Genomic DNA, 25,735 nt, shown 5'->3' on the forward strand with positions numbered 1-25,735 from the left:
TCGGGCTCAGGCCACGGCGGCGCGCCGGGCGGCCCTGGCCGGCAGGCGGTAGTGACTGGGCTGGCCGTTGATCTGCACCAGTTCGCCGCCGAGTTCCAGCACCTCGCTGCGCTTCATCAGCACGAAGCGGTCCTCGGTGTTCACCGCCACGCCGTGCCAGGGCGTCAGCCAGTCGTCGCGGGTCGGCATCATGTGGATGCCGAACTTCAGGCTGTCCGCCGGCTGCGGATGGATGGACAGGCGGATCGCGTGGGGGAACTGGTCGGCCAGCAGCGCGCCCCAGGCCCAGCTGCGCTGGATCACCCCGTAGGCGCGCTCCTTGGCGTCGCGTTGCAGGGCGGTCTTCGAGCCCTGGTAGTCGGGGGTCAGGCCGTCCTCGTAGAGGAAGCGGGTGATGGCGCGGTACAGCAGCAGGCCTTCTTCGCCGGCCAGCAGGGTCTCGCGGATGCTTTCCAGCGGCTCGGCGTAGCCGTCGATCAGCAACTGGCGGAGCTGCTCGTGGTTGTCGCGCTGGGCCTCGAAGGCGCGTACGTCCTCCAGGTTGAACACGCCGATATGGGTGGCGCCGATCTCCTCGATCATCAGGCGCAAGGCATCCTGGTAGGCGCTGATGTGCGCATCGCCGATCCTCACCAGGTCGCCGAACACCCGGCCGTCGGAGCAGACGGTGATCTTCGCGCCCGGCGCATAGAACAGCTGGATGCGCTGGCACAGGTGGTTGAGGAACGACAGCGACAGGCGCTCGGCCATGTCCGGACGGCTGTCGAGGACCTTGCCGGGGTTCGGCGACTTGGCCGGAAACGCCGGCAGGACGAACTCGATGGGCTCGCCGGCTTCGATGAAGGCGGCGATGCGCGGCAACTGGACCTGTTCGATGCGGCGGACCTCGTCCGCTTCGCTGGCGCCCTGGCGATGCTCGGGGTAACGGCGGCGATAGAGCAGCAGTTCTTTCAATACGCGTGCGGGAAGGGTGTCTTCGGCGATGGCGTACATGCAGGTGTTTCCTCCTTGTGGGCGGATGCCGGCGGGGCCGGCAGCGGAAGGCGACATCCTGTGGACTCGCCGCCGGGGGATAAACCGGGGAAGGCCGGAAACACTGTTCGCTGAAGCTTGACGATGGGCGACGGGCACGGGCGGGCCGCGGGCGTTGTCGCGTATCGCGGGGAGGGCGGAAGGAAGCGGCCGCCGGCGGGCGGCCGCAGGGCGGTCAGTCGGCGTTCTCGCCGCACAGGTCGAGGGCGAACCAGCGTTGCGCTTCGTCGCGTCCGAGGCCGGCGCCGAGCAGGCCGAAGAGCTTGCCCAGGGCCGCCTCGCGGGTCATTCCGCCAGCCGAGAGCAGGCCGGCGTCGCGCAGGCGGCTGCCGGCGGCGTAGACGCCGAACTCGACCTGGCCGTAGGCGCACTGGCTGACCGCGGCGAGCAGCACGCCGCGGGCGTGGGCTTCACGCAGGGTCGCCAGCAGCTCCTCGTCGTCGGACGGGCCGGTGCCGCTGCCATAGCATTCCAGCAGCAGCGCTTCCACGCCGCTGTCGAGCAGTCCGCGCAGGTGCGCGGCGCGCAGCCCTGGATAGAGCGGCAGCACGGCGAGGTTCACTTCCCGGCGCGGCTGGCGGTAGCCGAGCGCCGCGGGCACCGGCGCATGCTCGGCGTGGCGCGGTCGCGGCAGTTCGGCGAAGGCGTCGAACGCATCGCTGCGCAGCTTGCTGACCCGCGCGCCGTGCAGCAGGGCATCGTTGAAATAGACCTGTACGCCGCGCGCGTGGCCCTCCTGGAGGACGCGCAGGGCGCCGACCAGGTTGTCCCAGGCATCGCTACCCGGCGCGCCGGCCGGCAGCATGGAGCCGGTCAGCAGCACCGGGATCGGCAGATCGAGGAGCAGGAAGGACAGCGCCGCGGCGCTGTAGGCCAGGGTGTCGGTGCCGTGCAGGAGGAGCACGCCGTCGTGGCCGGCGTCGAGCGCGGCGACGATGGCGTCGCGCATCGCCAGCCAGTTGCCCTGGGTCATGTTGGCGCTGTCCAGCGGCGGTTGCAGTTCGGCGAAGCGCCAGCGCAGGTCCGGGGCGTCGCCGAGGCTTTGCAGGTGGTCGCGCATGCGCGCTTCGAAGCCGCCGGCCGGGGCCAGGCCCTGCGGGGTCTGCAACATGCCGATGGTACCGCCGGTGTAGAGCACGAAGAGGTTCTTGACTGGGAGCATCCGTAATCCTTGTGTCGGGCCTTTTCGCGACGGACGTGCGAAGAGGGGACGCCATTGTGGCGCAGGCGCCGCTCGCTGGGGAGGGCGTCTGCGCTTAGGTTTACAGGTTGTTCGGTAGTACTTCGCTATTCTCCAGCGTCAGGCTTCCGGCGCGCCGATGTAGTTTTCCTGACTGACAACGTTGTGAATAGTGATCTTGCCCAGTCCCAGTGGACACCCCGTTAAGCGATACACTGCACGAGGTGAACCATGGCAAGACCAGCATCTCTGATGAAACAGACCCGCCCCCGCCATTCCCAAGCCTACAAGGACGAAGCGCTGGCTTTGGCCGAGCGAATTGGCGTCCGCGAGCAGTCGCTGGCCGACGAGAACGTCCGACTCAAGCGGCTGCTGGCCGAGCAAGCCCCAGTGATAGCCACATAAAGAGTAGCGTCTCTAAAGATCATGCTGAGAACATCGTTATAAATAGAATTATGGCTAAAAAAGTAGCGTCTCTGGCTACCGGCGACCCTACCGTAACTAGCCTGTCGATGGAACCGAAGTGATTGAGCATGGAGAACTGATTATGGGTGAGAAAATACACTACTATCGCCTTGTGGGAGAGGAAGGTGTTCTGATGCAGTCTGGGCGCGTACCTGACCCCCTGTATTACGGGGGAGATAGAACGATGAACTCGCTGAATCAGAATGTCTCTTCTTTTACCATCCATGCCGCCCCGGCCGGCAGCAGAATAGTTAACGACCAAGGTATAGATGCTGGAAACTCTTCGACCGGTCACGTTTTCTTAAGCGTTAGGCAGTTTGACCACAATACGGGTATTTTTAAGACTACAAGCATCGGCCTAAGCCCAGGTGCTGACTGGAGTACAAGCAAGGACAACCTGTCATTCAACGACAACCTACGGTATCCGGACGCCTCTACAATAACAGTTGAAGGTGGCGGATTTCCGCATCATCGGAATGTGGGAAACCTGTTTGACAGCATCATGGACTACAAATCTGGAAAGAAAGAACCGCCAAACTATAATCTACTACTGAATAACTGCATCCAGTTTGCGCAAGATTTATTGGAAAGTGCTGGAATAAAAGGAATTAAGTTGGGGCTGACACCTGATGGTGCAGAGAAGAACCTTGAGCACTCTGCGGATAGTTATGTAACACCTCTGATTCTCGACCTAAATGGCGATGGTGTACACACTCTGGATAGTGGCCATGGGGTGAGCTTCGATTTCGATGGCCATGGGCAAAAAAGTAAAACTGGCTGGGCCCATCCTGACGATGGACTCCTCGTGCTTGATAAGAATGCCGATGGAGTCATCAATGTGGGGGCTGAATTGTTTGGCAGTAATAGTTCTGGTAAAGAAGGTGGCCTGGCTAAGGATGGATTTGAAGCACTATCTCTCTACGACGCCAACGGAGACGGCTTCATCAATGCGGCGGACAGTGTCTGGCAAAGCCTCCAGATCTGGCAGGACAGGAACTCCGATGGCGTAAGTCAGCAGAATGAGCTGACTTCGCTCGATACATTAGGTATTGCTTCGATCTCGCTAAATGCAACGCGGGTTGGGGCGTTTGATGATAGTGGTAATATCCACCAGCTGATTGCGTCCTTCCAGTGGGCAGATGGCAGAGAGGGTGATATGGTTGATGTACTACTGCACCAACAATCAGAAAAACTGTCTAGTGACCAATCCGGTATGGATGTTCCGAGTATTTTCCCCACTGTTGATCTGATTGGACAAAGCCCTATGCTAGACGAAACCATGGGGATACACATGTGATGAAATTTCTTAAACCTCTTCTCTTGATTGCAACGACCATGATGATAGTCAGCGCAGAAATCGCAACAGCGGCCGGGCCGATTCAAGCCAGCAAAAGAATGCTTGAGTATACTTACTCAAAAACAGACATTCTATTTTGCAAGGATATCCGCAACAATGCTCCTGAGCCCAGAACTCAGCAAGAGTTTGAGGCTCTTCATAGGAGGGCTGATGAGGGAGGCGCTGATAGCAACTATTTGCTTTCTGATCTGTATATACTGGAAACGGAGTTCAATGCATATTATAATTCCGACCTGGTCTCTGAGGTCGAAAGCAAAAGGCGAGCTAGTGAAAGTCTGCGTTTCCTTCAGCGCTCTCTAGATATAAATCCTGCCCATCCATTAGCACTCAATAGAGCTGGAATAAACTATGAAATGGGAAGGGTAGTTCCAAAGGACATGAAGAAAGCGGTCCACTACTTTGACCGGGCTGCACGCAGCGGAAATGGTGTTGCAGCTCATCGGCTGTTCGAAATATATATGATTGGCTATGATGATATCTCGAAGGATACAGCAAAAGCGCATTATTACGCTGATCTGGCCAAAGAGCTAGGCAGCAACTTTCATAAATATACTACGACACACTGGGACGAAACGCTTAAGTACTATGAGCGCTTCGACAAGGTACAGACTAAAAAGCCCTGAGGTGTGAAGACTGGGTTCTGACCGTCTACCTAGTCGGCCGTCGGGAAATCCCTGTTGTATTAAAACGCCGCAGCGGCTACTACGCCTGGTGCTCTCGCAGGACGTCAATGCGCCACCGGCGAAGAGCCGAGCTGGATGGGCAGGTCGCTCAGGCATACAACGCACGCAAGGGCCGCAGCGGGGCTTCACGGCTGTGTCACGACTTGTGGGAGGTCGGGCTACCCTGCAATCGCAAGACAGTAGCCGCCTCGATGCAACGGCAAGGACTGCGCGCCAAGGCCGCCAAGAAGTTCAAGGCCACGACCAATTCCCAGCACTCGCTGCCGCACCCATCACTTGCGATGCAGCATGAGCGCCAAAGGCAACTGCTACGACAATGCCTGTGCAGAGAGCTTCTTCCACAGTCTGAAGGTCGAGTGCATCCACGGCGAGCGCTTCACGAGCCGTGCCCAGATGCGTGAAACCGTGTTTGAATACGTCGAAACCGATTACAACCGTCAGCGGCGACACAGCACGCTGGGGCACATCAGCCCGGAGGCCTTCGAGGGACGGATGAGTGCTTAAACCCGTGTCCACGACTACTGGGCAAGATCATAGGTTCATTTCCAACCGCACCCGGTGTACTGCTGAGTCGTCTGGGAATAAGTGTCTTAACGCCTAGCGCACCTGCATCGGCATTTGGTCATTTTTTGATTTATGGTGGCGTTACCTGATAGCTGCTTCTAAATTGATAGGACTACTTTCCGACAGGGACGAACGGTCATGAACATATCGTTAGAAGCTGATTTTACTACCCACCTTCGGGATTCCATACAGGAGTGCCGTAAACTGGGTTATTCGCCGACTGAATTTGAGAGGATGCTCAATACATGGGGAGGCTTAGCAGCCGCTAAACGTTTGCTTGTTCCATCAACTAAAGAAGGACAAACAGGGTTTCAGCGGGTTATGAAGCTGAATCGTCGGGAACTCACCGTGGAGTACGCGGTGTTGCTAGATAGATTTCGTGATCTTTTTTCCCCAGAGGAGTTGAAACTTGCTCAGTGGCGGCTGGATAACCCGCAATGGGCGGAAGGACTCTGATGGTTGGAGCAGTTAGTCGGGTAACTTGGTAAAAAAGCCCCCTTGCCCGACGGGCAAGGGGGTAATGTGCGCCGGTGGTTGGCCGGCTACCGAGGTTCGCGGGAATCAGATGTGCAGGGCGTGTCCCAGCGCGCGCAGGGCGGCTTCCTGGACCGCTTCGCCGAGGGTCGGATGGGCGTGGATGGTGCCGGCGATGTCTTCCAGGCGGGCGCCCATCTCCAGCGACTGGGCGAAGGCCGTGGACAGTTCCGAGACCGCCTTGCCCACCGCCTGCCAGCCGACGACCAGGTGGTTGTCGCGACGCGCCACCACGCGGACGAAGCCTTCGTTGGCCTCCAGGGTCATGGCGCGGCCGTTGGCGGCGAACGGGAAGCTCGCCACCAGGCAGTCCAGGCCGGCATCCTTCGCCTGCTCCGGGGACAACCCGGCGACCACCACTTCCGGATCGGTGAAGCACACCGCGGGGATCGCCACCGGGGCGAACTGGCGACGCTTGCCGGCGATCAGCTCGGCGACCATCTCGCCCTGGGCCATGGCCCGGTGCGCGAGCATCGGCTCGCCGGCAAGATCGCCGATGGCCCAGACATTGCGCATCGAGGTGCGGCACTGGTCGTCGACCTTCACCGCCCGGCCGTTCATGTCCAGGCCCAGGCTTTCCAGGTTCCAGCCTTCGCTGCGCGGCTTGCGGCCGACCGCCACCAGTACCTGGTCGGCGGCGATCTCGCGCTCCTCGCCGGCGCCGTCGCGGACCCGCACGCCGTTCTCGCTCGGGCCCAGCAGGCTGTGCCCGAGGTACAGCTCGACGCCCAGCTTGCGCAAGGCCTGGGCCACCGGCTTGGTCAATTCTTCGTCGTAGCTCGGCAGGATGCGCGGTTGCGCTTCCACCACCGCCACCTCGACGCCGAGCTTGCGGTAGGCGGTACCCAGCTCCAGGCCGATGTAGCCGCCGCCGACCACCACCAGGCGCTTGGGCAGGCTGCCGGGCGCCAGCGCCTCGGTGGAGGAGATCACCTTGCCGCCCAGCGGCAGGATCGGTAGCTCGACGCTCTGCGAGCCGGCGGCCAGCAGCAGGTGCTCGCACTCGATGCGTTGGCTGCCGCCGCCGGCGAGTTCGACCGCCACGCTTTTGCCGTCGAGGATCCTCGCCCAGCCCTGGACGACATCGACCCCGTGTTTCTTCAGCAGCGCGGCGACGCCGCTGGTGAGGCGGTCGACGATGGCGTCCTTCCATTCCACGGTGCGGGCGATGTCGATGCTCGGCGCCTGTACCTGGATGCCCAGCGCCGACCGGCCGGCATAGTGGCGGGCCTTGAGGTATTCCTCGGCGGCGTGGATCAGCGCCTTCGACGGGATGCAGCCGACGTTCAGGCAGGTGCCGCCGAGGGCGGCGCCCTCCACCAGTACGGTGGGAATGCCCAGTTGCCCGGCACGGATCGCCGCGACGTAGCCGCCGGGACCGCCGCCGACGATCAGCAGGGAAGTCTTCAGGATCTGGCTCATCGCTTACTCCAGGAACAGGGTGGCGGGATGTTCGAGCAGGCCGCGCACGGCCTGGATGAAGGCCGCCGCGTCCATCCCGTCGACCACCCGGTGGTCGAAAGAGGAGGAGAGGTTCATCATCTTGCGCACGACGATGTTGCCGCCGACCACCATCGGTCGCTCGACGATGCGGTTGACGCCGACGATGGCCACCTCCGGATGGTTGATCACCGGTGTGCTGACGATCCCGCCGAGCGCGCCGAGGCTGCTCAGGGTGATGGTCGAGCCGGACAGCTCCTGGCGTTGCGCCTTGCCGCTGCGCGCGGCTTCGGCCAGGCGCGCCACTTCGCTGGCGTTGCCCCAGAGGTCGCGCGATTCGGCGTGGCGCAGCACCGGCACCATCAGGCCGTTGTCGCTCTGGGTGGCGATGCCGACGTGCACCGCGCCGTAGCGGGTGACCACCTCGGCTTCGTCGTCGTAGCGCGCGTTCAACTGCGGGAAGTCGCGCAGCGCCACGACCATGGCGCGGACCAGGAACGGCAGCAGGGTCAGCTTGCCGCGCTGGCCGCCCCATTTCTGGTTGAGATGGGCGCGCAGGGCCTCCAGGTCGGTGACGTCGATTTCCTCGACATAGCTGAAGTGCGGGATGCGTCGCTTGGCGTCCTGCATCTTCTGGGCGATCTTGCGACGCAGGCCGATCACCGGCACCGCCTGTTCGTCGTGTCGCTCGGCATACCCTGCGCGACGGCGCCGCTGCGCGCGACGCTGCCGTCCTGGGTCAGGTAGGCATCGAGGTCCTCGTGGAGGACGCGTCCGGCGGGACCGCTGCCCTGCACGAACTGCAACTCGATGCCCAGGTCGCGGGCGCGCTGGCGCACCGCGGGGGAGGCCAGCGGGCGTTCGCCGGGCTGGCGCCGCTGCCGTGGCGCCTCGCTGTCGCGCAAGGCGCGCGGCGCTTCGGCGGCGGCTTTCGGCGCCGCGACCGGGGCTTCCTTCGGTTCCTCTGGGGTGGCGGCGACGGGCGCGGCCGGCGTCGCCGCGACCGGGCTCTTGGCGAGGTTGCCGGCGCCTTCCACCTCCAGGCGGATCAGTTCGCCGCCCACCGCCATCACCTGGCCCGGCTGGCCGCCGAGGGCGAGGATGCGTCCGGCCACCGGCGAGGGAATCTCCACCGTGGCCTTGTCGGTCATCACCTCGGCGAGAACCTGGTCTTCATTGACCGAATCGCCGACCTGGACATGCCACTCCACCAGTTCGACCTCGGCGATGCCTTCCCCGATGTCCGGCATCTTGATCACATGGGTACCCATTCAGACCTCCATCACACGCTTGAATGCCGCGCCGACGCGCGCGGGGCCGGGGAAATACGCCCACTCCTGGGCATGCGGGTAGGGGGTGTCCCAACCGGTGACGCGCTCGATCGGCGCCTCCAGGTGGTGGAAGCAGTGCTCCTGCACCAGCGACATCAGTTCGGCGCCGAACCCGCAGGTGCGGGTCGCCTCGTGGGCGATGACGCAGCGGCCGGTCTTCTTCACCGAGGCGACGATGGTTTCCAGGTCCAGCGGCCAGAGGCTGCGCAGGTCGATGATCTCGGCGTCCAGGCCGGTCTCGTCGGCCGCGGCCTGGGCCACGTAGACCATGGTGCCGTAGGTCAGCACGGTCAGCGCCGCGCCGGGACGGACGATCGCCGCCTTGTCCAGCGGCACCTTGTAGTAGCCGTCCGGCACCTGGCTCGCCGGGTGCTTGGACCAGGGCGTCACCGGGCGATCGTGGTGGCCATCGAACGGGCCGTTGTAGAGGCGCTTGGGCTCGAGGAAGATCACCGGGTCGTCGTTCTCGATGCAGGCGATCAGCAGGCCCTTGGCGTCGTAGGGGTTGGACGGCATCACCGTGCGCAGGCCGCAGACCTGGGTGAACATCGCCTCCGGGCTCTGGCTGTGCGTCTGCCCGCCGTAGATGCCGCCGCCACAGGGCATGCGTACGGTCATCGGCACGATGAAGTCGCCGGCCGAGCGATAGCGCAGGCGCGCCGCCTCGGAGATCAACTGGTCGGAGGCCGGGTAGACGTAGTCGGCGAACTGGATCTCCACCACCGGGCGCAGGCCGTAGGCACCCATGCCGACCGCGGCGCCGATGATGCCGCTCTCGGAGATCGGCGCATCGAACACCCGCGAGGTGCCGTATTTCTTCTGCAGGCCTTCGGTGCAGCGGAACACGCCGCCGAAGTAGCCGACGTCCTGGCCGAACACCACCACGTCGTCGTCGCGCTCGAGCATGATGTCCATCGCCGAGCGCAGCGCCTGGATCATGGTCATGCTGGTGACCGTCTGGGCGTTCTCGTGTTGCGGGTTCATGGCATTCATACCCCGAGCTCCTGGCGTTGCCGGCGCAGGTGCTCCGGCAGTTCTGCATAGACGTCCTCGAACATGCTGGCGGCGCTCGGCACCCGGCCGTCGATCAGGGTGCCGTGGCTCTCCGCCTGTTTCTGCGCGGCCAGCACTTCGGCTTCGAGGGCCTTGTGGGTGGCTTCGTGCTGTTCCTCCGACCAGATGCCGAGGCCGATCATGTGCCGCTTCAGGCGGGCGATCGGGTCGCCCAGCGGGAAGTTGGTCCAGTCGTCGGCGGGGCGGTACTTGGACGGGTCGTCCGAAGTCGAGTGCGGGCCGGCGCGGTAGGTGACCCATTCGATCAGGCTCGGCCCGAGGTTGCGCCGGGCGCGCTCGGCGGCCCACTCGGAGGCGGCGTAGACCGCCAGGAAGTCATTGCCGTCGACCCGCAGCGAGGCGATCCCGCAGCCCACGCCACGGTTGGCGAAGGTGGTGCCTTCGCCGCCGGCGATGGCCTGGAAGGTGGAGATCGCCCACTGGTTGTTGACCACGTTGAGGATTACCGGCGCGCGGTAGACATGGGCGAAGGTGAGGGCGGTGTGGAAGTCCGACTCGGCGGTGGCGCCGTCGCCGATCCAGGCCGAGGCGATGCGCGTGTCGCCCTTGATCGCCGAGGCCATGCCCCAGCCGACCGCCTGGATGAACTGGGTGGCGAGGTTGCCGGAGATGGAGAAGAAACCGGCCTCCTTGCTCGAGTACATGATCGGCAGCTGGCGGCCCTTGAGCGGGTCGGCCTCGTTGGAGAGAAGCTGGCAGATCATGTCCACCAGCGGGTATTCGCGGGTGATCAGGATGCCTTGCTGGCGATAGGTCGGGAAGCACATGTCGCCGTCGCGCAGGGCCAGGGTATGGGCGGTGGCGATGGCTTCCTCGCCGAGGCACTGCATATAGAAGGAAAGCTTTTTCTGCCGTTGCGCGGTGAGCATGCGCGCGTCGAACAGACGGGTCTTGAGCATCGCCCGCATGCCGCGCAGCAGTTGTTCGTTGCTGAGCTGCGGGTTCCAGGGACCGACGGCGTGGCCGTCGTCGTCGAGCACGCGTACCAGGCTGTAGGCCAGGTCGCTGGTCTCGGCGGGCTCGACATCCACCGGCGGCTTGCGTACCTCGCCGGCGGGGGACAGGTGCAGATAGGAAAAGTCGGTCTTGCAGCCAGGACGCCCGGTGGGCTCCGGGACATGCAGACGCAACGGCTCGTAATCACTCATGACAGGCCTCCGGCCCGGTCCGGGCCAAACGGTTGGAGAGATCAGAAACGGGCGAACGGCGCTCGAAGCGGCGGACTGGGCGGATGGCGGGTTCCCGTCCTGTGGGTGGGGGCGGGTTGCAGGCGTGCCGGGGTATGGCAGGCGCGGTGGTACTGGGTGACGTCACTCATGGTGAGGCCCTCGGGTTTTGTTTTTGTAATTTCAGTATAGGCTTCGGGTGCTAGTTTTTTGCTCCAAATTGACTAAGGTATTCCGACAGTATTGGGTTGTTTGAACTACAAGAATCGCTAACAAGAGAAACAACGCACCATGGCTGAACTCGACCGCATCGACCTGAAAATCCTCCGCGCCCTGGCCGACGACGGCCGCCTGAGCTGGCGCGATCTCGCCCAGAAGGTCGGCCTGTCGCTGACGCCGACGCTGCGCCGGGTACGCCGCCTGGAAGAGGAACACTACATCCAGGGCTACTTCGCCCGGCTCGACGAGGAGCGCCTGTCCGGGGCGATGAGCGTGTTCGTCTCGGTGTCCCTGGAAAAGCAGACCGGCGACTACCTCGCGCGCTTCGAGGAACGCATCGTCGATGCGCCGCAGGTCATGAGCTGTTTCCAGATGACCGGCGATGCCGACTACATGCTGCGGGTGGTGGTCAAGGATCTCGCCGCCTACCAAGCGTTCCTCACCAATACCCTGACCTGCATTCCCGGCGTGGCTGGCATCAAGTCGGCCTTCGCACTGAAGTCGGTGATGCTGCGCTCGGCCCCGCCGCTCTAAGCATAGACCCTGTTTATCTGCGTAACGTTACGCTATTCTGATTGCGTAACGTTACGCAGATGGAGGCGTTCATGAAAGCCAGCAAACCCGGCCCCAAGCCGAGCGGCAAGGCCAAGTCGGCCGCCCAGCGGATGCGCGAGTACCGCGCGCGCAAGGCCGAAGAGGCCCTCGGCGCCGAGCATTCCGACAAGGAGCGCGAGCGGCAGATCCGCCGTGAGGCGCGCGCCGAACTCGAACGCGTGAAGCTGGAGCAGCAGCGCCGCGAACACACCCTGCGCAAGGAACTGGAAGCCTGCCAGACCGAGATTGGCCGCCTGCTCGGCCTGCTGCGCCGGCACGGCATCGATCCGCACCCGGGCAACTGATCAGCCGGGCGTGTCGAGGAAGGCCAGCAGGGTCGCTTCCTCGGCGCTCAGCCAGCGGCGCTTGCGGGCGCGCCTGAGCTGGCCCAGTTGCCCGGCCTGGTAGGCCTCGATGATCGCCGGGTGGATGTAGCATTGCCGGCAGATCGCCACGCTGTTGCCCAATTCGGCGGCGACCTCCGCCACCACCGCGCCGAGCCCGTCGGCTTCGGCACGCCGCAGGCGCTCCAGCGCCAGCGCGCTGCCGGCCCAGGTACGGTAGTCCTTGGCGCTGAAATCCTCGCCGGTGTGCCGGCGCAGGTACTCGTTGATGTCGTGGGAGCCTATGCGGTGCGGCTGGCCGTCCTCGTCCAGGTACTGCAACAGGTCCTGGCCGGGCAGTTCCAGGCAGCGCCGCAGCACCCGCGCCAGGCGCGGATGCTCCAGGCTGACGTCGTGCTCGATGCCGCTCTTGCCCTTGAAGCGGAACCGGATGCGACTGCCGTTCACGTCGACGTGCCGGGTACGCAGGGTGGTCAGGCCGTAGGAGCGGTTGTCGCGGGCGTAGCGGTGGTTGCCGACGCGGATCAGGGTGGCGTCGAGCAGCGCCACCGCCAGGGCCACCACCTTGTCGCGACCGAGGCCGGGCAGGCGCAACTGGGCGTCGATGTGCCGGCGCAGCCCCGGCAGCGCCTGGCCGAAGCGCAGCAGGCGCTCGTACTTGTCGGCATCGCGTACCTCGCGCCAGCGCGGGTGGTAGCGGTACTGCTTGCGCCCACGGGCATCGCGGCCGGTGGCCTGGAGATGGCCGTTGGGGTCGGGACAGATCCAGACCTCGCGATAGGCCGGCGGAATGGCCAGCTTGTCCAGCCGGCGGATTTCCTCGGCGTCGCCGATGCGCTGGCCGTCGGTGTCGAAATAGACGAAGCGCTTGCCCTGCCGGCGTCGACGGATGCCCGGCTGGCGGTCGTCGACGTAGCAGAGGCCGGCGGGCAGGGCGGGGATCTCCGGTGGCGCTGCGCTCATGCTTGGGTTCCGAAGGAAAGCTTGCCTGTTTAGGCCGCTGCGCCCGTTGGAACGTTCAACCGCGCTGCGCTTGCTCCTGCTCGTAGCCGATGGCGCCGGCGATGTGGCGTCCGGCGATGTAGCCGAAGGTCAGCGCTGGTCCCAGGTTGATGCCGCCGGAGGGATAGTGGCCGGCGAACAGACTCGCCATGTCCGCGCCCGCCGCGTACAGGCCGGGGATCGGCTGGCCGCCGCCGTCCAGCACGCGGGCCTGGGCGTCGGTCTTCAGCCCGGCGAAGGTACCGAAGCAGCCGGGCTCGACCTGCACCGCGTAGTACGGTCCGCGTTCGATGGGGGCGACGCAGGGATTCGGCCCCGGATACGCCGGGTCGCCCTGCTTGCGGTTGAATGCCGTGCCGCCGCGGCCGAACGCCGGGTCGCGGCCCTCGCGGGCGTGGCGGTTGTATTCGGCGACGGTGGCGGCCAGGCCGGACGGGTCGATGCCGCAGCTCCTTGCCAACTGATCCAGGCTGGCCCCGCGCTTGAGATAGCCGCTGCGCAGGTGCGCGGCGATCGGCAGCGGCGCCGGACGCACGTAGCCGAGGCCGTAGCGGCGCAGGAAGCGCCGGTCGCAGACCAGCCAGGAGCGTGCCGGCTGCCCGGGCGGGGTGGCCTCGAGCAGGGCGGCGACATAGTCGTGGTAACCGTGCGCCTCATTGACGAAGCGCCTGCCGTTGGCCAGCACGCCGATCACCCCGGGCTTGCCGCGCTCGATGATGTGCGGGAAGTGCCCGGTCTCGCCATCGCCGTGGGGAACTCGCGAGACCGGCGCCCAGGCGATCGGCGAGCGCAGGTCGTCGGCCACCCGGCCGCCGGCGCTTTCCCCCAGGCGCAAGCCGTCGCCGTTGCAGCCCGGCGGCGGCAGCGGCAGCAGGGTGTTCAGGGTAGGGGCCAGCTCGGCGCGGCGCTGCGGATCATGGGGAAAGCCGCCGCAGGCCAGGACCACGGCGCCTGCCTTGATGCGCAGGAGTCCCTCGGCGCTCTCGACCAGCGCGCCGACCACCTTGCCGTCACGCAGCAGCAGTTCGCGGGCCGGCGCCGATTCGATCAGACGCACACCCAGGGCTTCGGCGGACTTGGCCAGGCGCGCCACCAGCGCCACGCCATTGACCAGGTGCATGGCGCGACCGTAGCGCAGCAGGTGCCAGAGGTGGCTGGAAAGGCGCCGGGCGACATGCAGGAAGGCTGGCAGCGAGCGGGTCAGGTCGAGGAAGGCGGCGAGGTCGGCACCGGCCATGATCGGCATGCCCATGAACGAGGTCTCCCGCAGGGTCTTGCGCAGGCGCGGCAGCAGCGGGCCCAGTTGTCGCGCGTCGTAGGGCGCGGCGACCAACTGGTGGCCGCCCTCGGCGGCGCCCGGCGTGTCGCCATGCATATCCGGGATGCCGTTGCCGTCGACGAACCGCAGGTGGGTGTGACGCTCGAAGAAGGCCACCATGTGCGGGCAGGCTTCGAGGAAGGCGTCGATCCGCGCGGCGTCGTAACGCTCGCCCAGTTCGTGGCGCAGGTAGGTACGCGGTTGTTCGATGTCCTCCTCGATGCCGGCGCGACGCGCCAGCGGGTTGCGCGGCAACCAGGCCCAGCCGCCGGACCAGGCGCTGGCGCCGCCGAACACCGGGTCTTTCTCCACCAGGACTACCCGGCGCCCGTGCCAGGCCGCGGTCACCGCCGCCGCCAGCCCGGCGGCGCCGGAGCCGACGACCAGCAGGTCGCAGGTTAGCGGGGTGGTCTCGACAGCCGCAGAGGTCATGCTTTCTCCCTTTTTCAAGATTTCGGAACGATGTTCCATATTCTAGGGAGGCAGTGCCTGGGCACCAAGCCGCTCGGCGCAAGGAGCGGGCGATCATCGGCCAGGTCGCCGCGCGGCCGGGGCCCGCCAGGGAAGAGGGAGACGGTAGGGGAAAGGCCCGGCGCAGGCGCGCCGGGCCGAGGACGTCAGCGCGCTTCGCCGCCGCCCTGGACCGCGGTGGCCTTCTTGCGCACCGGGAAGGGGAAGTAGAGGGCGCGCAGCAGCGCGACGCGCTTGATCACTTCGCCGATCAGCAGCGAGGCGATCACCGAGATCACCAGGGCGACGCTGGCGGAGGCCGGTTCCGACAGGCCCAGGTGGACCAGCAGGTTGAAGGTCTTGTGCTGGATCTCGCCGTGGAAGATCAGCAGGATCAGGGTCGACTGGCCGATGTAGGTCATCGCCTTGCCCAGCCAGTCGATCTTCATCATCAGCCCGGACAGCGCCCAGCACAGGTAGACGCCGCTCACCGCCTGGACGGTGGCCCAGAACCAGTGGTCGTAGCGGCGCTGCGCCATGTCCACCACCGTCGGGTAGTAGAGGAAGCTGGCGGTGGTCACGGCAAGGGCGATGCACAGGGTCAGCAACGAACTCTGGTGGCGACGCAGGACGTCGCGCAGGACATAGCCGAACATGAAGTGGGCGCTGCTGATCAGGGTGATGTCCAGGCTGAACGGCAGGCCCGGCAGCAGGTACTGTTCGCCGCCGAACTCCACCGGGATCTGCCAGAACGTCTTGAGGAACAGGATGCCCAGGCCCAGTTGCACGGCCAGCAGCACGCAACTGGCGGCGAGGGACAGGCCGAGACGCTGGATGACGCGCAGCATGAACCAGGCGAACAGGGTCGCTACCCAGAAGTGCGGCAGGTACCAGAGCGCCTGCCAGGGCAGGGTGTCGACCGAGGCGTACAGCACTCCGCCGATGTCCGGCAGCAGCGGCTGGCCGCGCAGCAGGTCGCGGAGGATGACGTAGCCGAGCATGGTCACGAAGAACGGCTTGAGCAGGGCGTCGGCCTTGCGCAGGGCCATCTCGCCGAAGGGTTGCTCGGTCCTGAAGAACACCCCGGAAATGAAGAAGAACAGCGGCAGGATGAACGGAGAGAGCAACGGATAGAGCACGGTCGGCGAACTGGCGACGAACCAGCTGTGTCCGAAGACGATGATCAGGATGCCCACGCCGCGGGTCACATCCATCTGAATCCAGCGTTTTTTCACTTTGCAACTCCCGCTTGACGCGCTAACTCACAGTGGTTGTTCGAAGGCCCCCAGGGCCAGGCTCCCTACCCGGAGCCGTGGGTCAATCGGTGCGCCAGGGCCGCAGCCAGAGCGCCATGCCGAGCAGCGCCAGGCAACCGGCGACGGTGCCCAGGCCCAATTGCAGCCAGATGCCGTCGATGCGGAACAGCAGGCCGGCGGCGAGCGCCATGGCCAGGGCGCTCAGCAACCACAGCCGGGCCCAGGGCAGGGCGCCGAGCAGGGCCTGGCGACGCATCAGCAGCAGCGCGGTGCAGAGCACCCCGCCAAGGGCCGCGAGGGGAATCCCCGGCAGTCCGAAAATCAACGGCAGGACCGCCAGCAGCGCGGCGTTCAGCGCGCTGCCGAGCAGCTCGCAGCGCAGCGGCAGGCGGGTATCGCCGGCGGCGTAGGCGTAACGCGCCAGCAAGGCATTCCAGGCGCCGAACACCAGTGGCACGGCGAACCAGGCCAGCAGCGCCGGCAACGGCGAGCCGGCGGTCTGCTGCGGCAGCAACAGGGCCACCAGGCCGGGTGCGGCGGCGACCAGCCCGACCCCGGCCGGCAGGGTCAGCAGGCTGGCGGTCTCCAGGCCGCGGCGAAGCAGGGCCAGACGCTCGCCACCCTGGCGTCGGCTCATCATGCCGAGCAACACCTGGTTGAGGCTCATCAGGGCGATCAGCGGCAGGTTCATCAGCTTGCGCGCCAGGTTGACCCAGGTCACCGCGCCTTCGCCGAGCAGCGAGGCCACCAGCCGCTCGACCAGCGCCAGGCCCTGGCTGGCGGCGTTGCTCAGCAGCAGCGGAGCGATGCGCCCGCCAAGCTCGCCCAGTTCGGTGCCGGACAGGCGCCAGTGCCAGGGCCGCCAGCCCTCGATCCACAGCGAAGGCAGCAACACCAGCGGCATCAGCAGGCTGCCGAGCAGGCAGGCCAGGGCCAACTGTTCGGGCTGGCTGGCCTGGCCGTGCAAGGCCAGGTAGAGCACCGGCGGCAGGTTGAACAGCAGCGAGCCGAGTCCGGCCAGGACGAAGCGCTCGGCGGCCTGCAGGGGAATGCTGAACAGCGCATGGAGCATCAGCCCCGGCACGCACCAGGCGAGGATCCGCAAGTTGGCCGCGGCCTGGGCGCTGGCCGTCTCGGCCAGGCCCGGGCCGAGCAAGCGCACCAGCCAGGGCGCCGCCGTCAGCAGCAGGAGACTGAGCGCTACGGCGATACCGAGCAGCGCCGGGAGGATCGCCGCCAGCCAGTCGAGGCGACGTTCTCCCTGGCGTTCGAGGAACAGTGGCAGGGCCGCCGCGCTGAGCACGCCGCCGGCCAGCGACATGCGCAGGGCCTCGGGCAGGAACAGGGCGATGAGGAAGGCGTCGCTGCGCTCGCCGGCACCCCAGGAGGCCACCAGCAGCCATTCGCGGGCGAAGCCTAGGCACAGGCCGAGCAGGGTGGCCAGGGTCAGCCAGAAGGCGGAGCCGAGCATCTCAGGCCTCGGCCCCGCGCTCGAGCTGTCGCTTGAGCTTGCGATAACCCACCGCCCGCGGTTGCGGCTGGCGTTCCGGGAATAGCCGGCGGGCTTCCAGCAGGTTGATCCCGACCAGCAGCCAGAACAGGCCGATCATCACCACGGCAAAGCTGAAGTAGTGGTCGAACAGGCCGCTGACCAGCGCCGCCAGGATGCCGCCGGTGCTGCCCAGCCAGATCGCGTTGTCGCGGGTCAGGCGGATCGGGCCTTTCTCCGGACGGGCTTCGCGCCACCAGCGCCAGGTCACCGCGATGAACAGCAGCATGCCGCCGAGGCCGACCTTGTACATGAAGTTCAGCCACAGGTTGGAGATGCCCAGGAGGTCGGTGCCCGGCACCGGCGGGTCGACCTTGAAGCCGATTCCCAGCGGATAGCGGGCGACGGCCTTGGGGAACATCCGATACTCGTCGAAGCGCACCTCGGTACTGGCGTTCTGCGGCGAGAAGATGGTCGCCAGGCGCTCCTGCAACGGCGGGTAGCTGAGCACCAGGACCACCACCAGGCCGACCCCGAGCAACAGCAGGCGGCCGGTGTAGGGCACCTTGCGCAGGGACATCCAGAACAGCACCACCGCCAGGCTGAGCATCGCCCCGCGGGAACTGGCGAGGAGGATCGCGGCGGCGCCGAGGACCGCCACGGCGAGGCCCAGGCCGCGCCGCCAGCCCTGGTTGGCGACCCCGTAGCAGAACGCCAGGGGCAGCAGCAGGGCCATGATCCCGCCGGTGGCGTTGGGGTGCATCCATGGCGAGCCCATTCGCGAGGAAAGCGCCTCCAGGCCGAACTTGAGGGTGTCCAGGTTGGCGTAGTTGAACATCGCCAGGATCGGCGCCATCCCCGACGCTGAGCGGTAGCGGATGAACACCGCGATGGACATCAGCAGCATCGCCAGGGTGCCCAGCAGCAGGGCGATGACCAGTGTCTCGCGGTTCTTGCGTTCCACCAGCAGGCGTCCGGCGAGGAACACGATGGACAGGTTGAGCAGCCAGCGCAGCCAGTTCGACAGGCCGCTGGCCTCGGCCTTGATGCTGACCTGGCCGACCACGAACGGCAGCACGGTGAACAGCATCAGCCACAGCAGCATGCGCTCGGTGGAGCGGTAGCGCAGCGCCGGCGCCGGCGGCAGGCGCGAGAGGAAGATGTGCCAGAGCACCGCGCCCCAGGTCAGGGCGAGAATCGCTTCGCTGACCGTCGAACGGATCCCCACGTTGACCGTGGAGTAGGGCATGAAGGTCGCCACCAGGGCGAACAGCAGCAGCCCCAGAACGGGAAGCGCAGGATGGTGACCGCGGCCGCCAGGCCGACCATGGCGGCGCCGGCCTTGGCCGGGCTGAGCATCAGCAGCGCTCCGCCGAAGGCCAGGCCGAAGACGACAGCGACGAGGTTTCCCAACGACATTCTCAACTCAGTTCCTCGATCAGTGCGGCCAGCCGTTGCCGGTAGGCTTCGCGGTTGAAGCGCGCGGCCCAGGCGATGAGTTCTTCCGCCGAGGCTTCGCGCGGCGCATCGGCCAGGCGCAGCATCAGGCGTTCCAGGGCGGCGCCGTCGCTGGGCGAGAAGCGCGGCGCCGACGGCGGGGTGACTTCGTCCAGCGAGGTGCCGCTGGCCACCGCCACCGGCGTGCCGACGCTCAGCGCCTCGACCACCGGCAGGCCGAAGCCTTCCGCGTAGGACGGTTGCCAGAGCCGCTCGGCCTGGCGGTACAGCGCGTGCAGTTCGGCGTCGTCGAGCCCGCCGAGCGCGTGCAGGCCGGGCAAGCCGCGTTGTTCCTCGGGCAGGTGGTCGAGGCTGCCGACCAGCACCAGCGGCGGCACGCCGGGCGCCTGGGCGCGCGCCCGGGCCCAGGCGCTGACGAACCAGGGCACGTTCTTGCGCAGTTCGCGGGTACCCACCAGCAGCCAGTAGCGTGGCGGCAGGCCGCGTGCCGAGAGGTCGGCGGGTTCGCCGGCGAAGCCGTCGACCTGGTTGGGCAGCACCCGGACTTTCCCGGCGACCCCGGGAAACAGCCGCACAGCCTCGTCAGCGCTGTACTGCGAAGGGGTCCAGACACGGTCGGCGACACGCAGCGCATAGGCGATCGACAGGTAGTCGCTGACTCGATAGACCAGCGCCTTCAGGCGGTTGGCGTGGTAGTTCTTCAGGGTGATCTGGAACAGGTCGTGGATCAGCAGCGCATAGCGCACGCCCGGCGGACGCGGCGGTAGCGGCAGGCCCATGTTGAAGGTGCTGATGTACAGGTCGATGCCCTGCTCGCGCAAGGCGCGCGGGAGGAACCCGGCTTCGAAGCGCAGGCGCTGGTGCGGCTGGTGCATCGCGGTGCGCGGGCAGCCCCACGGCGGGCAGACCGCCTGCTGGCGCAGCGGGTCGTCGAGAGGGGCCACGGTGAAGCGGGTCACCTGCGTGCCGGGCAGGCTTTCCAGGGCCTGCTCCATGGCATAGACCTGGCGGCTGATGCCCGAGTGCGGCGAGCTGCCGACGGTGCGGTAGTCGAGTCCTATGCGCATGCCGGCGCTCCTTCGGCGAGGCCGGCGTAGACCTGTTCCAGTTGGCTGGCGGCGACGCTCCAGTCGTGCGCGCGGCGCGCGTAGGCGCGGCCGTTCTCGCCCAGCACGCGGGCCCGCGCCGGGTCCTGCAACAGGCGCACCACGGCGTTGGCGAGCTGCTCGGCGGATTCGCCGCCGAGGTAGTCCTCGCCGTCCCGCAGTTCCAGGCCGGAAACGCCCTGCGCGGTACTCGCCAGCGGCAGCCCGGCGGCCAGGGCCTCGAGCACCTTCAGCTTCGAACCGCCGCCATGGCGCAGCGCGGCGAGGAACACCGAACTGCTCGATTGCAGTTGCAGCAGGTCGGGAACGAAGCCCTGCCATTCGATGCGCGGATCGCTCCAGCGTTGCGCCCAGTCCGCCGGCAGCGCATAGCCGCAGACGCTGATGCGCGCCTCGGGGCAGTGTGCCCAGACCCGCGGCAGGATTTCGTCGAGCATCCATTCCACGGCATCGACGTTCGGTGCGTATTCGTAGTTGCCGAGGAACAGCACGCGCTGCGCTTCGGGCGTCGGCCGGGCGGCGGCGAAGTGCTCGCAATCGACCCCGTTGACCACCACTGGCACCGGGCGCCCGAGCATCGCGCCGAGCTGCCGCGCATCCTTCTCGGTCACGGCGACGACCGCCGCCGCCTGGCTCATCACCCGGCGTTCCCAGCGACGGTAGCGCCACTGGTCGTAGCGCACGAAGGGCAGCGCCCAGCCCGGCAGGCGGTCGTAGGTGGCGGCACCGAGGGACGACTCGACGTTGTGCTCGGTGAGCACGAACGGCTGGCCGGCGTCGCGCAGCGGTTGCTCGTAGGGCTGGAAGCTATAGCTGTGCTCGACCTGGACCACGTCCCAGGGCTCGCGCAGCAACTCCGTGGCGGTGCGTTGCAGCTCCGCCGACAGGCCGTTGACGCTGGCCAGCAGCGGGTAGGGCGCGAACAGCGCGGCGAGCAGCGTGGAGAGGCTGCGCAGCGGTCGGCGCGGCAGCACGACCAGGCGTTCGAGGAAGGGCTCCAGGGCCTGGCGGTCCTCGGCGCTCACCGGCTGCTTGCTGTGCAGCAGCACAGTGATCCGGTGGCCGCGTGCCGCGAGGCTGCGCAGCAGGTGGTACTGGCGGGTCTTGCCGCCGCTGGTGGTGGGCCAGGGCGAGTAGGGCAGGATCCAGAGAATACGCATGGGTGGCTTCACTCCCAGACCAGCATCTGCAGGCTGGACTTCACCGGGACTTCCAGGCCGTCGCTGCCGCTCAAGGGCGTGACCTTGCCGCTGAGCGGATCGTGCAGGGTGGCCTCCTTGAGCTTCGGCAGGCGCACGTTGCCGCCGCGGGCCGACCAGAACAGCCAGACGTTGCGGCCGTCCTCGCGGGTCCAGCCGATGCTGAAGGAACCGTCGGGCAGGTCCTCGGTGACCGGCGGGTCGGCCGGGCGCAGCTTCGGCCCGGTGACCTTGAGGAAGCGTTGCAGGGCCAGGTAGACCGGCTTGGGGTTGGCGTCCAGGTCGAGCAGGCCGTAGTCACGGTCGCGCACGCTGGCGCGCTGGTCGAGATCGCTGAGGGTGAAGAGGAAGATCCGGTCGTAGTCCAGCGCACTCATCAGCGCCAGGCGACGCAGCACGTAGTCGGCCTGGCCTTCGACGCCAATGATGTCCTGCAACTCCTTCGGCCCCTTGTAGGCCGACCAGCCCCACTCGGTGCTCCAGATCGCCGGCACGCCGGCGTTGCGCAGGGCGCGGTTGATCTGGTTGGCGTGGGAGACGAAGTCCAGGTTCCACGGGTAGTTGCCTTCCGGCAACTGGGTATAGGGGTGGTAGGTGGCGATGGTGCCGAGGCTCTCCACGCCCAGGTGGCCGAGGGCATCGAACATGGTGCGGCCGTCCGGCATCTCGCTGAAGAAGGCCATGCCGGCGGAAACCACCGGCTTCTCCGGGTCGACCATGCGCAGGGCGATGGTGCTGGCCTGGAGCAGCTTGGCGTAGCCTTCCGGATCGGCCTTGGGCCGCCAGAAGCCGATCAGGTTGGGCTCGTTCCATACCTGCCAGGCGGCCACGCTCGGGTAGCGCTGCGAGAGCATCGCCATGCGCCGGGCGAAGACTTCCGGGTCGCGCGGCGGATACTGGTCCTGGAAGGGCGAGTAGAACGGCGCGGTGGTGATGAAGCGGGCCGAGCCGACCAGGTAGAACACCGACTTCAGCTGGCGCGCCTCGAGATCCTTGACCAACTGGTCGAGGGAGGCCAGCTGGTACTGGTCCTCGGCGGTTTCCAGGCGGTCCCAGTGCAGGTCCAGGCGCACCCACTCCAGCCCCAGGTCCTGCAGGCGGTCGATCTGCTTGTGGTAGCGCTCCGGGCTGAACCAGAGGAACTGCGCGTTGACCCCGAGGAAGTCTTTCCAGACCACCGCGCGAGGCGCCTTCAGTACCTGGATCTCGGCGTCCGCGGGACGCCCCCAGAACACCAGCAGCAGTACCACGGCGAGCAGCAGCGCGCTGCCGCCCAGATAGAGTCCCTTACGTGCCATGAACGGTTCCCACCATGTCGTTGAACAGTGCCTGGAAGCGCAGCGCGGTGCGCGGCCAGGTCCGCGCATGGCCGATCGCTCCGGCGCGCTCGGCCCAGGCCTGTGCCAGGCGGGGTTCGCGAGCGAGGTTCAACAACTGTTCGGAGAGGGCTGCCACGTCTCCCTGAGGGTAGATGGCGCCGTTGCCGCTGGCGACTTCCTCGGCGAACGCGCGAGCGTCCGAGGTGATCGCGCCGCGCCCGCAGGCTGCCGCCCAGGACAGGGCGCCGCTGGTGCCGCGCTGCTGGCCGAGCAGGCCGAGTTTCTTCGACTCGCGGTACGGCAGGACCATCACGTGGTGGGCCTGGATGGTGCGCGGGATGTCCGCGGCGGCCAGGTTCAGGTTCCAGTCGATGGCATCGGCCAGGCCAAGCTCGGCGATCTGTGCCTTCAACTGGTCGAGGTAGTTGCCGCCGGCGCCGAAGGCCATTTCCGCGGCGGTGCCGCCGGCCAGGGTCAGGCGCACGCGCTGGCGCATCTCCGGCGCGCTGGCGAACAGGTCGGCGAGGGCCTCGAGCAGGTCCTCGATGCCTTTGCCGCGATAGATGAATCCGAAGTACAGCAGGCGCAGGGTATCCAGCGACGGCAGCGGCACCGCGGCGATCTCCAGGTTGCCGTGGTTGATCACCTCGACCCGCCCGGGCGGCAGGCGCATCCGCCGGGCCAGGCACTCGCCGCCCAGGCCGGTGAGGGTCACCAGGCGCGTCAGGCCCTGGGCCACGGCACGCTCTTCGCGCAGGGTCAGCGGGTCGGCGAGCACCACGGCGGCCTGGGGCAGGGGGGAGGGCAGGCGTTCCAGCAGGTTCAGCGGCCAGGGCAGGCGCTCGCGGCGCCAGACCATGCGCTCCGGATCGTGCACGGTGGCGCTCAGCGGCAGGCGCGGGAAGCGCTTGCGCAGCTCGCGCAGGGCGATGAACTCGCCCAGGCGGCCGCCGCCGAGTTCGGCATGGACCAGGTCGAAGGCGTTCCAGTCGACGCTGTCCAGCCGGCTGGCGATATTCGCGCTGTCGGCCGCCACGCCGGCGAGCGGCGTGGCTACTTCGATGCCGAGACCCTGCAGGGCGTTGCGGAAATGACTGGCATAGTCGGCGATGCCATTCTTTTCCGGCGGCAGGGGCGCGAGGAGGGCGATCCGCATCAGAACGCGCTCCGGTAGCGGGCGATGGTCTGCAGGACCTTGCTCGGCACCTCGAAGCGGCGCCGGTTGATGATGATCCCGTCGACCTTGCCGAACGCCGTGGTGAGGATGGTCAGCGCATGCTCGACCACCGGCACGGTGCTCTTCTGCGCCTCCACCACCAGGGCGATCAGGTCGGCGCGGCGCAGGGCGATGAAGGCCTCGCGACTGTCCAGCAGGGCCGGCGCGTCGAGCAATACCACTTCGCCCGGCTGGGCCGGCTCGCCGCCGACCCGCACGCGCACGCCGTTTTCCTCGAGCAGGCGGCGCAGTTGCTCGATGATGAAGGTCACGCCTTCGCCGTGGCGCGCCGAGGTCAGGCCCAGGGTCAGGCCCTTTTCCTCGATGCGCGCGTAGGGCAGCAGCCCGTACAGCCGGTAGATGCTGGCGGTGAAGGCGTTGCTGCTCTCCGCGGTGCTGTTGCTCAGCTCCGGCAGGGTGGTCCACAGCGGCAGGCCGAATTTCTCCTCGACCAGGCCGCCGTCGTGGATGCGCTGGTCGAGCAGGTAGCAGAGATAGACCACCAGCAGGCCGACGGCGAGGCCGAAGGGCACGGCGAGGAACAGCATCAGCAGGGTTTTCGGGAAGATCCGCCCGGGGTTGTAGGTGGCTTCCTCGATCACCGAGATGTTGCTGATCTGGCTCTTGTCCAGTTCACGGTCGATCCGCGATTTCTCCAGGCTGTCGACGTACAGCGCGTAGTTGCGCTCGGTGGCGTTCAGCTCGCGCTGCAGGCGCGCCAGGGTCGGCTCGATGTCCAGCGCTTCGCGCCGTTGCGCCTCGAGTTCGGCGAGCTGCTTTTCCTGCTCCGCGAGCTGGGTGCGCAGGGCCGCGTTGTTGCTGGTCTCGTCCAGCAGGACCCGTTCCAGGTGAGTGGTCAGGGTGTTCGGCGCGCGGTCCTCGGAACTCTGCACGGTGGCGCCTTCGTCCTGGACTTCCTTCTCCAGGGCACGGATCGAGGCGTCCAGGGCCTTCACCGGCGGCGCGTCGTCGGTGTAGGTGCGCATCATGTCGGCGCGTTCCAGGCGCTTCTGGTTGAGCAGCCGGCGCAGGTCCTGCTGCGCCGGGTTCAGCGCGATCTGCCGCACCGTGACGATCTCCCTGGGCAGCCCCTTGAGTTGCTGGCGGGTGGATTCCAGGGCGCTGTCGGAGGAGGCGATCAGGCGGATCGAGTTGAAACGCTCGCCGCGCAGCACGTTGATCCGCTCGGACAGGTCCTGCAGGCGGTCCTCGATGCTGGATGCGCCGATCTCGTTGAGGTGCTTGAGGATCTGCGCCTTGTAGCTCTTGATCTGCGCCGCGCTGTCGGCGGTCTGCGCCTCGTAGAAGGCGTACAGGCTCTTGCGGCCGAGCGCCTGGGTGCGCTCGTCCATGTAGATCTCGATCCAGGCCTTGACCACTTCCTGGGCGACCTCCGGCTCGCTCCAGGTGAAGCTGATCTCCATCACCGTCGAGCCGGCCGCGTGGGTGACCTCGAACTTCTTCTCCAGGTCCTTGGCCAGGCGCTCGACCGCGGTGGTTTCCTCGATCACGCCGAAGGTTTCCAGGGTCACGCGAATCCCGTCGAACACCGCGCCGATGGCCTTCTTCACATAGAACTTGGTGCGCTTCCACAGGCCCTCCGGCGGCGGCCGGTTGGCCAGCACCTCGAGGTAGCGTTCGGCCACCTGGCGGACGATCGGCCGGCCGGTGAGCAGGCGTTCTTCGTCGACGATAGGGTCGCGCTGGGTGCTCGGCATCACCAGCGCCTGGCGGTTGCTGATCTCGATCGGCAGGGTCGAGTCACGACCCGGCTTGACCAGCAGGCGTGCGTTGGACTCGTACTTGGCCGGCAGCAGGAAGGCGCCGAGGACGATGATCACCACCGCGCTGAGGGCCGCCAGCTTGAACTCGCGCTGGTAGATGAACAGCAGGCGCAACAGATCACGCAAGGAACGAATTTCTATCATGGCGATGTCGC

The 25,735-nt window shown here is 66.6% G+C and carries 20 protein-coding genes and 4 pseudogenes; 7 read left to right on the top strand and 17 right to left on the bottom strand.

Annotated elements, in window-relative coordinates:
• Nucleotides 1–6: 6 nt before the first annotated feature.
• Nucleotides 7–993, bottom strand: a complete 987-nt coding sequence (pvcA, locus tag LE197_RS09095) for a paerucumarin biosynthesis protein PvcA (protein ID WP_031692980.1) — start codon at nt 991–993, stop codon at nt 7–9.
• 214 nt (nt 994–1,207) lie between these two features.
• Complete coding sequence (locus LE197_RS09100) at nt 1,208–2,194, bottom strand: asparaginase (RefSeq protein WP_023108206.1); 987 nt, start codon at nt 2,192–2,194, stop codon at nt 1,208–1,210.
• Nucleotides 2,195–2,443: 249 nt separating this feature from the next.
• On the opposite strand from LE197_RS09100, the pseudogene LE197_RS09105 reads away from it, so the two are divergent.
• From LE197_RS09105 to LE197_RS09125, 5 genes and pseudogenes are all read left to right on the top strand, one after another.
• Nucleotides 2,444–2,611, top strand: a pseudogene (locus LE197_RS09105) (IS3 family transposase); the annotation flags it as partial.
• A 250-nt stretch (nt 2,612–2,861) separates the two neighbouring features.
• Nucleotides 2,862–3,974 carry a hypothetical protein gene (locus LE197_RS09110; RefSeq protein ID WP_146537987.1) on the top strand — a complete coding sequence of 371 codons (1,113 nt, stop codon included), beginning with the start codon at nt 2,862–2,864 and terminating at the stop codon, nt 3,972–3,974.
• Nucleotides 3,974–4,657 carry a tetratricopeptide repeat protein gene (locus LE197_RS09115; RefSeq protein ID WP_003131827.1) on the top strand — a complete coding sequence of 228 codons (684 nt, stop codon included), beginning with the start codon at nt 3,974–3,976 and terminating at the stop codon, nt 4,655–4,657. The genes LE197_RS09110 and LE197_RS09115 overlap by 1 nt, the downstream gene beginning before the upstream one ends.
• Before the next feature lie 68 nt (nt 4,658–4,725).
• Nucleotides 4,726–5,221: pseudogene (locus LE197_RS09120) on the top strand (IS3 family transposase); the annotation flags it as partial.
• Between the two features lie 198 nt (nt 5,222–5,419).
• Nucleotides 5,420–5,737, top strand: a complete 318-nt coding sequence (locus LE197_RS09125) for a hypothetical protein (RefSeq protein WP_128528746.1) — start codon at nt 5,420–5,422, stop codon at nt 5,735–5,737.
• A 105-nt stretch (nt 5,738–5,842) separates the two neighbouring features.
• Here LE197_RS09125 and lpdA read toward each other — a convergent pair whose 3' ends face one another.
• The 5 genes and pseudogenes from lpdA to LE197_RS36790 all read right to left on the bottom strand — a co-directional run bounded on the left by lpdA (nt 5,843) and on the right by LE197_RS36790 (nt 10,978).
• Nucleotides 5,843–7,237 (bottom strand): dihydrolipoyl dehydrogenase, encoded by a 1,395-nt coding sequence (lpdA, locus tag LE197_RS09130; protein WP_031692982.1) that lies wholly within the window; start codon nt 7,235–7,237, stop codon nt 5,843–5,845.
• A gap of 3 nt (nt 7,238–7,240) precedes the next feature.
• Nucleotides 7,241–8,526: pseudogene (locus LE197_RS09135) on the bottom strand (dihydrolipoamide acetyltransferase family protein).
• Nucleotides 8,527–9,579 (bottom strand): alpha-ketoacid dehydrogenase subunit beta, encoded by a 1,053-nt coding sequence (locus LE197_RS09140; RefSeq protein ID WP_003089248.1) that lies wholly within the window; start codon nt 9,577–9,579, stop codon nt 8,527–8,529.
• Nucleotides 9,576–10,808: a 3-methyl-2-oxobutanoate dehydrogenase (2-methylpropanoyl-transferring) subunit alpha gene (locus LE197_RS09145; protein WP_003111886.1), complete on the bottom strand. Its 1,233-nt coding sequence runs from the start codon at nt 10,806–10,808 to the stop codon at nt 9,576–9,578. The genes LE197_RS09140 and LE197_RS09145 overlap by 4 nt, the downstream gene beginning before the upstream one ends.
• Nucleotides 10,809–10,849: 41 nt before the next feature.
• Nucleotides 10,850–10,978, bottom strand: a complete 129-nt coding sequence (locus tag LE197_RS36790; protein ID WP_020751161.1) for a hypothetical protein — start codon at nt 10,976–10,978, stop codon at nt 10,850–10,852.
• Between the two features lie 139 nt (nt 10,979–11,117).
• Between LE197_RS36790 and LE197_RS09150 the strand changes: the two genes are divergently transcribed.
• On the top strand, nt 11,118–11,579 hold the full coding sequence (locus LE197_RS09150) for an Lrp/AsnC family transcriptional regulator (protein ID WP_003089245.1): 462 nt from the start codon (nt 11,118–11,120) through the stop codon (nt 11,577–11,579).
• A gap of 71 nt (nt 11,580–11,650) precedes the next feature.
• Entirely contained in the window at nt 11,651–11,944 is a 294-nt protein-coding gene (locus LE197_RS09155; RefSeq protein WP_003113727.1) for an inner centromere protein, read from the top strand.
• Here the strand turns inward: LE197_RS09155 and LE197_RS09160 are convergent, their stop codons facing one another.
• The 10 genes and pseudogenes from LE197_RS09160 to LE197_RS09205 all read right to left on the bottom strand — a co-directional run bounded on the left by LE197_RS09160 (nt 11,945) and on the right by LE197_RS09205 (nt 25,724).
• Nucleotides 11,945–12,946: a DNA topoisomerase IB gene (locus tag LE197_RS09160; RefSeq protein WP_031692985.1), complete on the bottom strand. Its 1,002-nt coding sequence runs from the start codon at nt 12,944–12,946 to the stop codon at nt 11,945–11,947. It lies immediately after the preceding gene.
• Nucleotides 12,947–13,001: 55 nt separating this feature from the next.
• Entirely contained in the window at nt 13,002–14,735 is a 1,734-nt protein-coding gene (locus tag LE197_RS09165; protein WP_031692986.1) for an FAD-dependent oxidoreductase, read from the bottom strand.
• Between the two features lie 185 nt (nt 14,736–14,920).
• Nucleotides 14,921–15,988, bottom strand: coding sequence for an acyltransferase family protein (locus LE197_RS09170; protein ID WP_023108213.1), 1,068 nt, complete (start codon nt 15,986–15,988; stop codon nt 14,921–14,923).
• 82 nt (nt 15,989–16,070) lie between these two features.
• Nucleotides 16,071–17,480: a lipid II flippase MurJ gene (locus tag LE197_RS09175; RefSeq protein WP_058135100.1), complete on the bottom strand. Its 1,410-nt coding sequence runs from the start codon at nt 17,478–17,480 to the stop codon at nt 16,071–16,073.
• A 1-nt stretch (nt 17,481) separates the two neighbouring features.
• Nucleotides 17,482–18,917: pseudogene (locus LE197_RS09180) on the bottom strand (O-antigen ligase family protein).
• Between the two features lie 2 nt (nt 18,918–18,919).
• Entirely contained in the window at nt 18,920–20,023 is a 1,104-nt protein-coding gene (locus LE197_RS09185) for a glycosyltransferase family 4 protein (RefSeq protein WP_031692988.1), read from the bottom strand.
• On the bottom strand, nt 20,014–21,222 hold the full coding sequence (locus tag LE197_RS09190; protein ID WP_031692989.1) for a glycosyltransferase family 4 protein: 1,209 nt from the start codon (nt 21,220–21,222) through the stop codon (nt 20,014–20,016). The genes LE197_RS09185 and LE197_RS09190 overlap by 10 nt, the downstream gene beginning before the upstream one ends.
• Nucleotides 21,223–21,230: 8 nt before the next feature.
• On the bottom strand, nt 21,231–22,559 hold the full coding sequence (locus LE197_RS09195; RefSeq protein ID WP_023435658.1) for a cellulase family glycosylhydrolase: 1,329 nt from the start codon (nt 22,557–22,559) through the stop codon (nt 21,231–21,233).
• A complete protein-coding gene (locus tag LE197_RS09200) occupies nt 22,549–23,736 on the bottom strand; it encodes a glycosyltransferase family 4 protein (protein WP_023108217.1) in 1,188 nt (395 codons plus the stop codon). The genes LE197_RS09195 and LE197_RS09200 overlap by 11 nt, the downstream gene beginning before the upstream one ends.
• Nucleotides 23,736–25,724: a GumC family protein gene (locus LE197_RS09205; protein WP_023108218.1), complete on the bottom strand. Its 1,989-nt coding sequence runs from the start codon at nt 25,722–25,724 to the stop codon at nt 23,736–23,738. Before LE197_RS09205 ends, LE197_RS09200 begins: the two co-directional genes overlap by 1 nt.
• Between the last annotated feature and the right edge of the window lie 11 nt (nt 25,725–25,735).

The sequence above is a fragment of the Pseudomonas sp. PS1(2021) genome, assembly GCF_020405165.1.
GTDB classification, from domain to species: Bacteria; Pseudomonadota; Gammaproteobacteria; order Pseudomonadales; family Pseudomonadaceae; genus Pseudomonas; species Pseudomonas aeruginosa.

Bases quoted from the DNA above. Each gene is read 5' to 3' on its own strand.
- LE197_RS09200 (WP_023108217.1), bottom strand. From the start codon at position 23,736: ATGCGGATCGCCCTCCTCGCGCCCCTGCCGCCGGAAAAGAATGGCATC.
- LE197_RS09160 (WP_031692985.1), bottom strand. From the start codon at position 12,946: ATGAGCGCAGCGCCACCGGAGATCCCCGCCCTGCCCGCCGGCCTCTGC.
- LE197_RS09140 (WP_003089248.1), bottom strand. From the start codon at position 9,579: ATGAATGCCATGAACCCGCAACACGAGAACGCCCAGACGGTCACCAGC.
- LE197_RS09165 (WP_031692986.1), bottom strand. From the start codon at position 14,735: ATGACCTCTGCGGCTGTCGAGACCACCCCGCTAACCTGCGACCTGCTG.
- LE197_RS09185 (WP_031692988.1), bottom strand. From the start codon at position 20,023: ATGCGCATAGGACTCGACTACCGCACCGTCGGCAGCTCGCCGCACTCG.
- LE197_RS36790 (WP_020751161.1), bottom strand. From the start codon at position 10,978: ATGAGTGACGTCACCCAGTACCACCGCGCCTGCCATACCCCGGCACGC.
- LE197_RS09100 (WP_023108206.1), bottom strand. From the start codon at position 2,194: ATGCTCCCAGTCAAGAACCTCTTCGTGCTCTACACCGGCGGTACCATC.
- LE197_RS09175 (WP_058135100.1), bottom strand. From the start codon at position 17,480: ATGCTCGGCTCCGCCTTCTGGCTGACCCTGGCCACCCTGCTCGGCCTG.
- LE197_RS09145 (WP_003111886.1), bottom strand. From the start codon at position 10,808: ATGAGTGATTACGAGCCGTTGCGTCTGCATGTCCCGGAGCCCACCGGG.
- LE197_RS09205 (WP_023108218.1), bottom strand. From the start codon at position 25,724: ATGATAGAAATTCGTTCCTTGCGTGATCTGTTGCGCCTGCTGTTCATC.
- LE197_RS09195 (WP_023435658.1), bottom strand. From the start codon at position 22,559: ATGGCACGTAAGGGACTCTATCTGGGCGGCAGCGCGCTGCTGCTCGCC.
- LE197_RS09150 (WP_003089245.1), top strand. From the start codon at position 11,118: ATGGCTGAACTCGACCGCATCGACCTGAAAATCCTCCGCGCCCTGGCC.
- LE197_RS09125 (WP_128528746.1), top strand. From the start codon at position 5,420: ATGAACATATCGTTAGAAGCTGATTTTACTACCCACCTTCGGGATTCC.
- lpdA (WP_031692982.1), bottom strand. From the start codon at position 7,237: ATGAGCCAGATCCTGAAGACTTCCCTGCTGATCGTCGGCGGCGGTCCC.
- LE197_RS09110 (WP_146537987.1), top strand. From the start codon at position 2,862: ATGAACTCGCTGAATCAGAATGTCTCTTCTTTTACCATCCATGCCGCC.
- LE197_RS09115 (WP_003131827.1), top strand. From the start codon at position 3,974: ATGAAATTTCTTAAACCTCTTCTCTTGATTGCAACGACCATGATGATA.
- LE197_RS09155 (WP_003113727.1), top strand. From the start codon at position 11,651: ATGAAAGCCAGCAAACCCGGCCCCAAGCCGAGCGGCAAGGCCAAGTCG.
- pvcA (WP_031692980.1), bottom strand. From the start codon at position 993: ATGTACGCCATCGCCGAAGACACCCTTCCCGCACGCGTATTGAAAGAA.
- LE197_RS09190 (WP_031692989.1), bottom strand. From the start codon at position 21,222: ATGCGTATTCTCTGGATCCTGCCCTACTCGCCCTGGCCCACCACCAGC.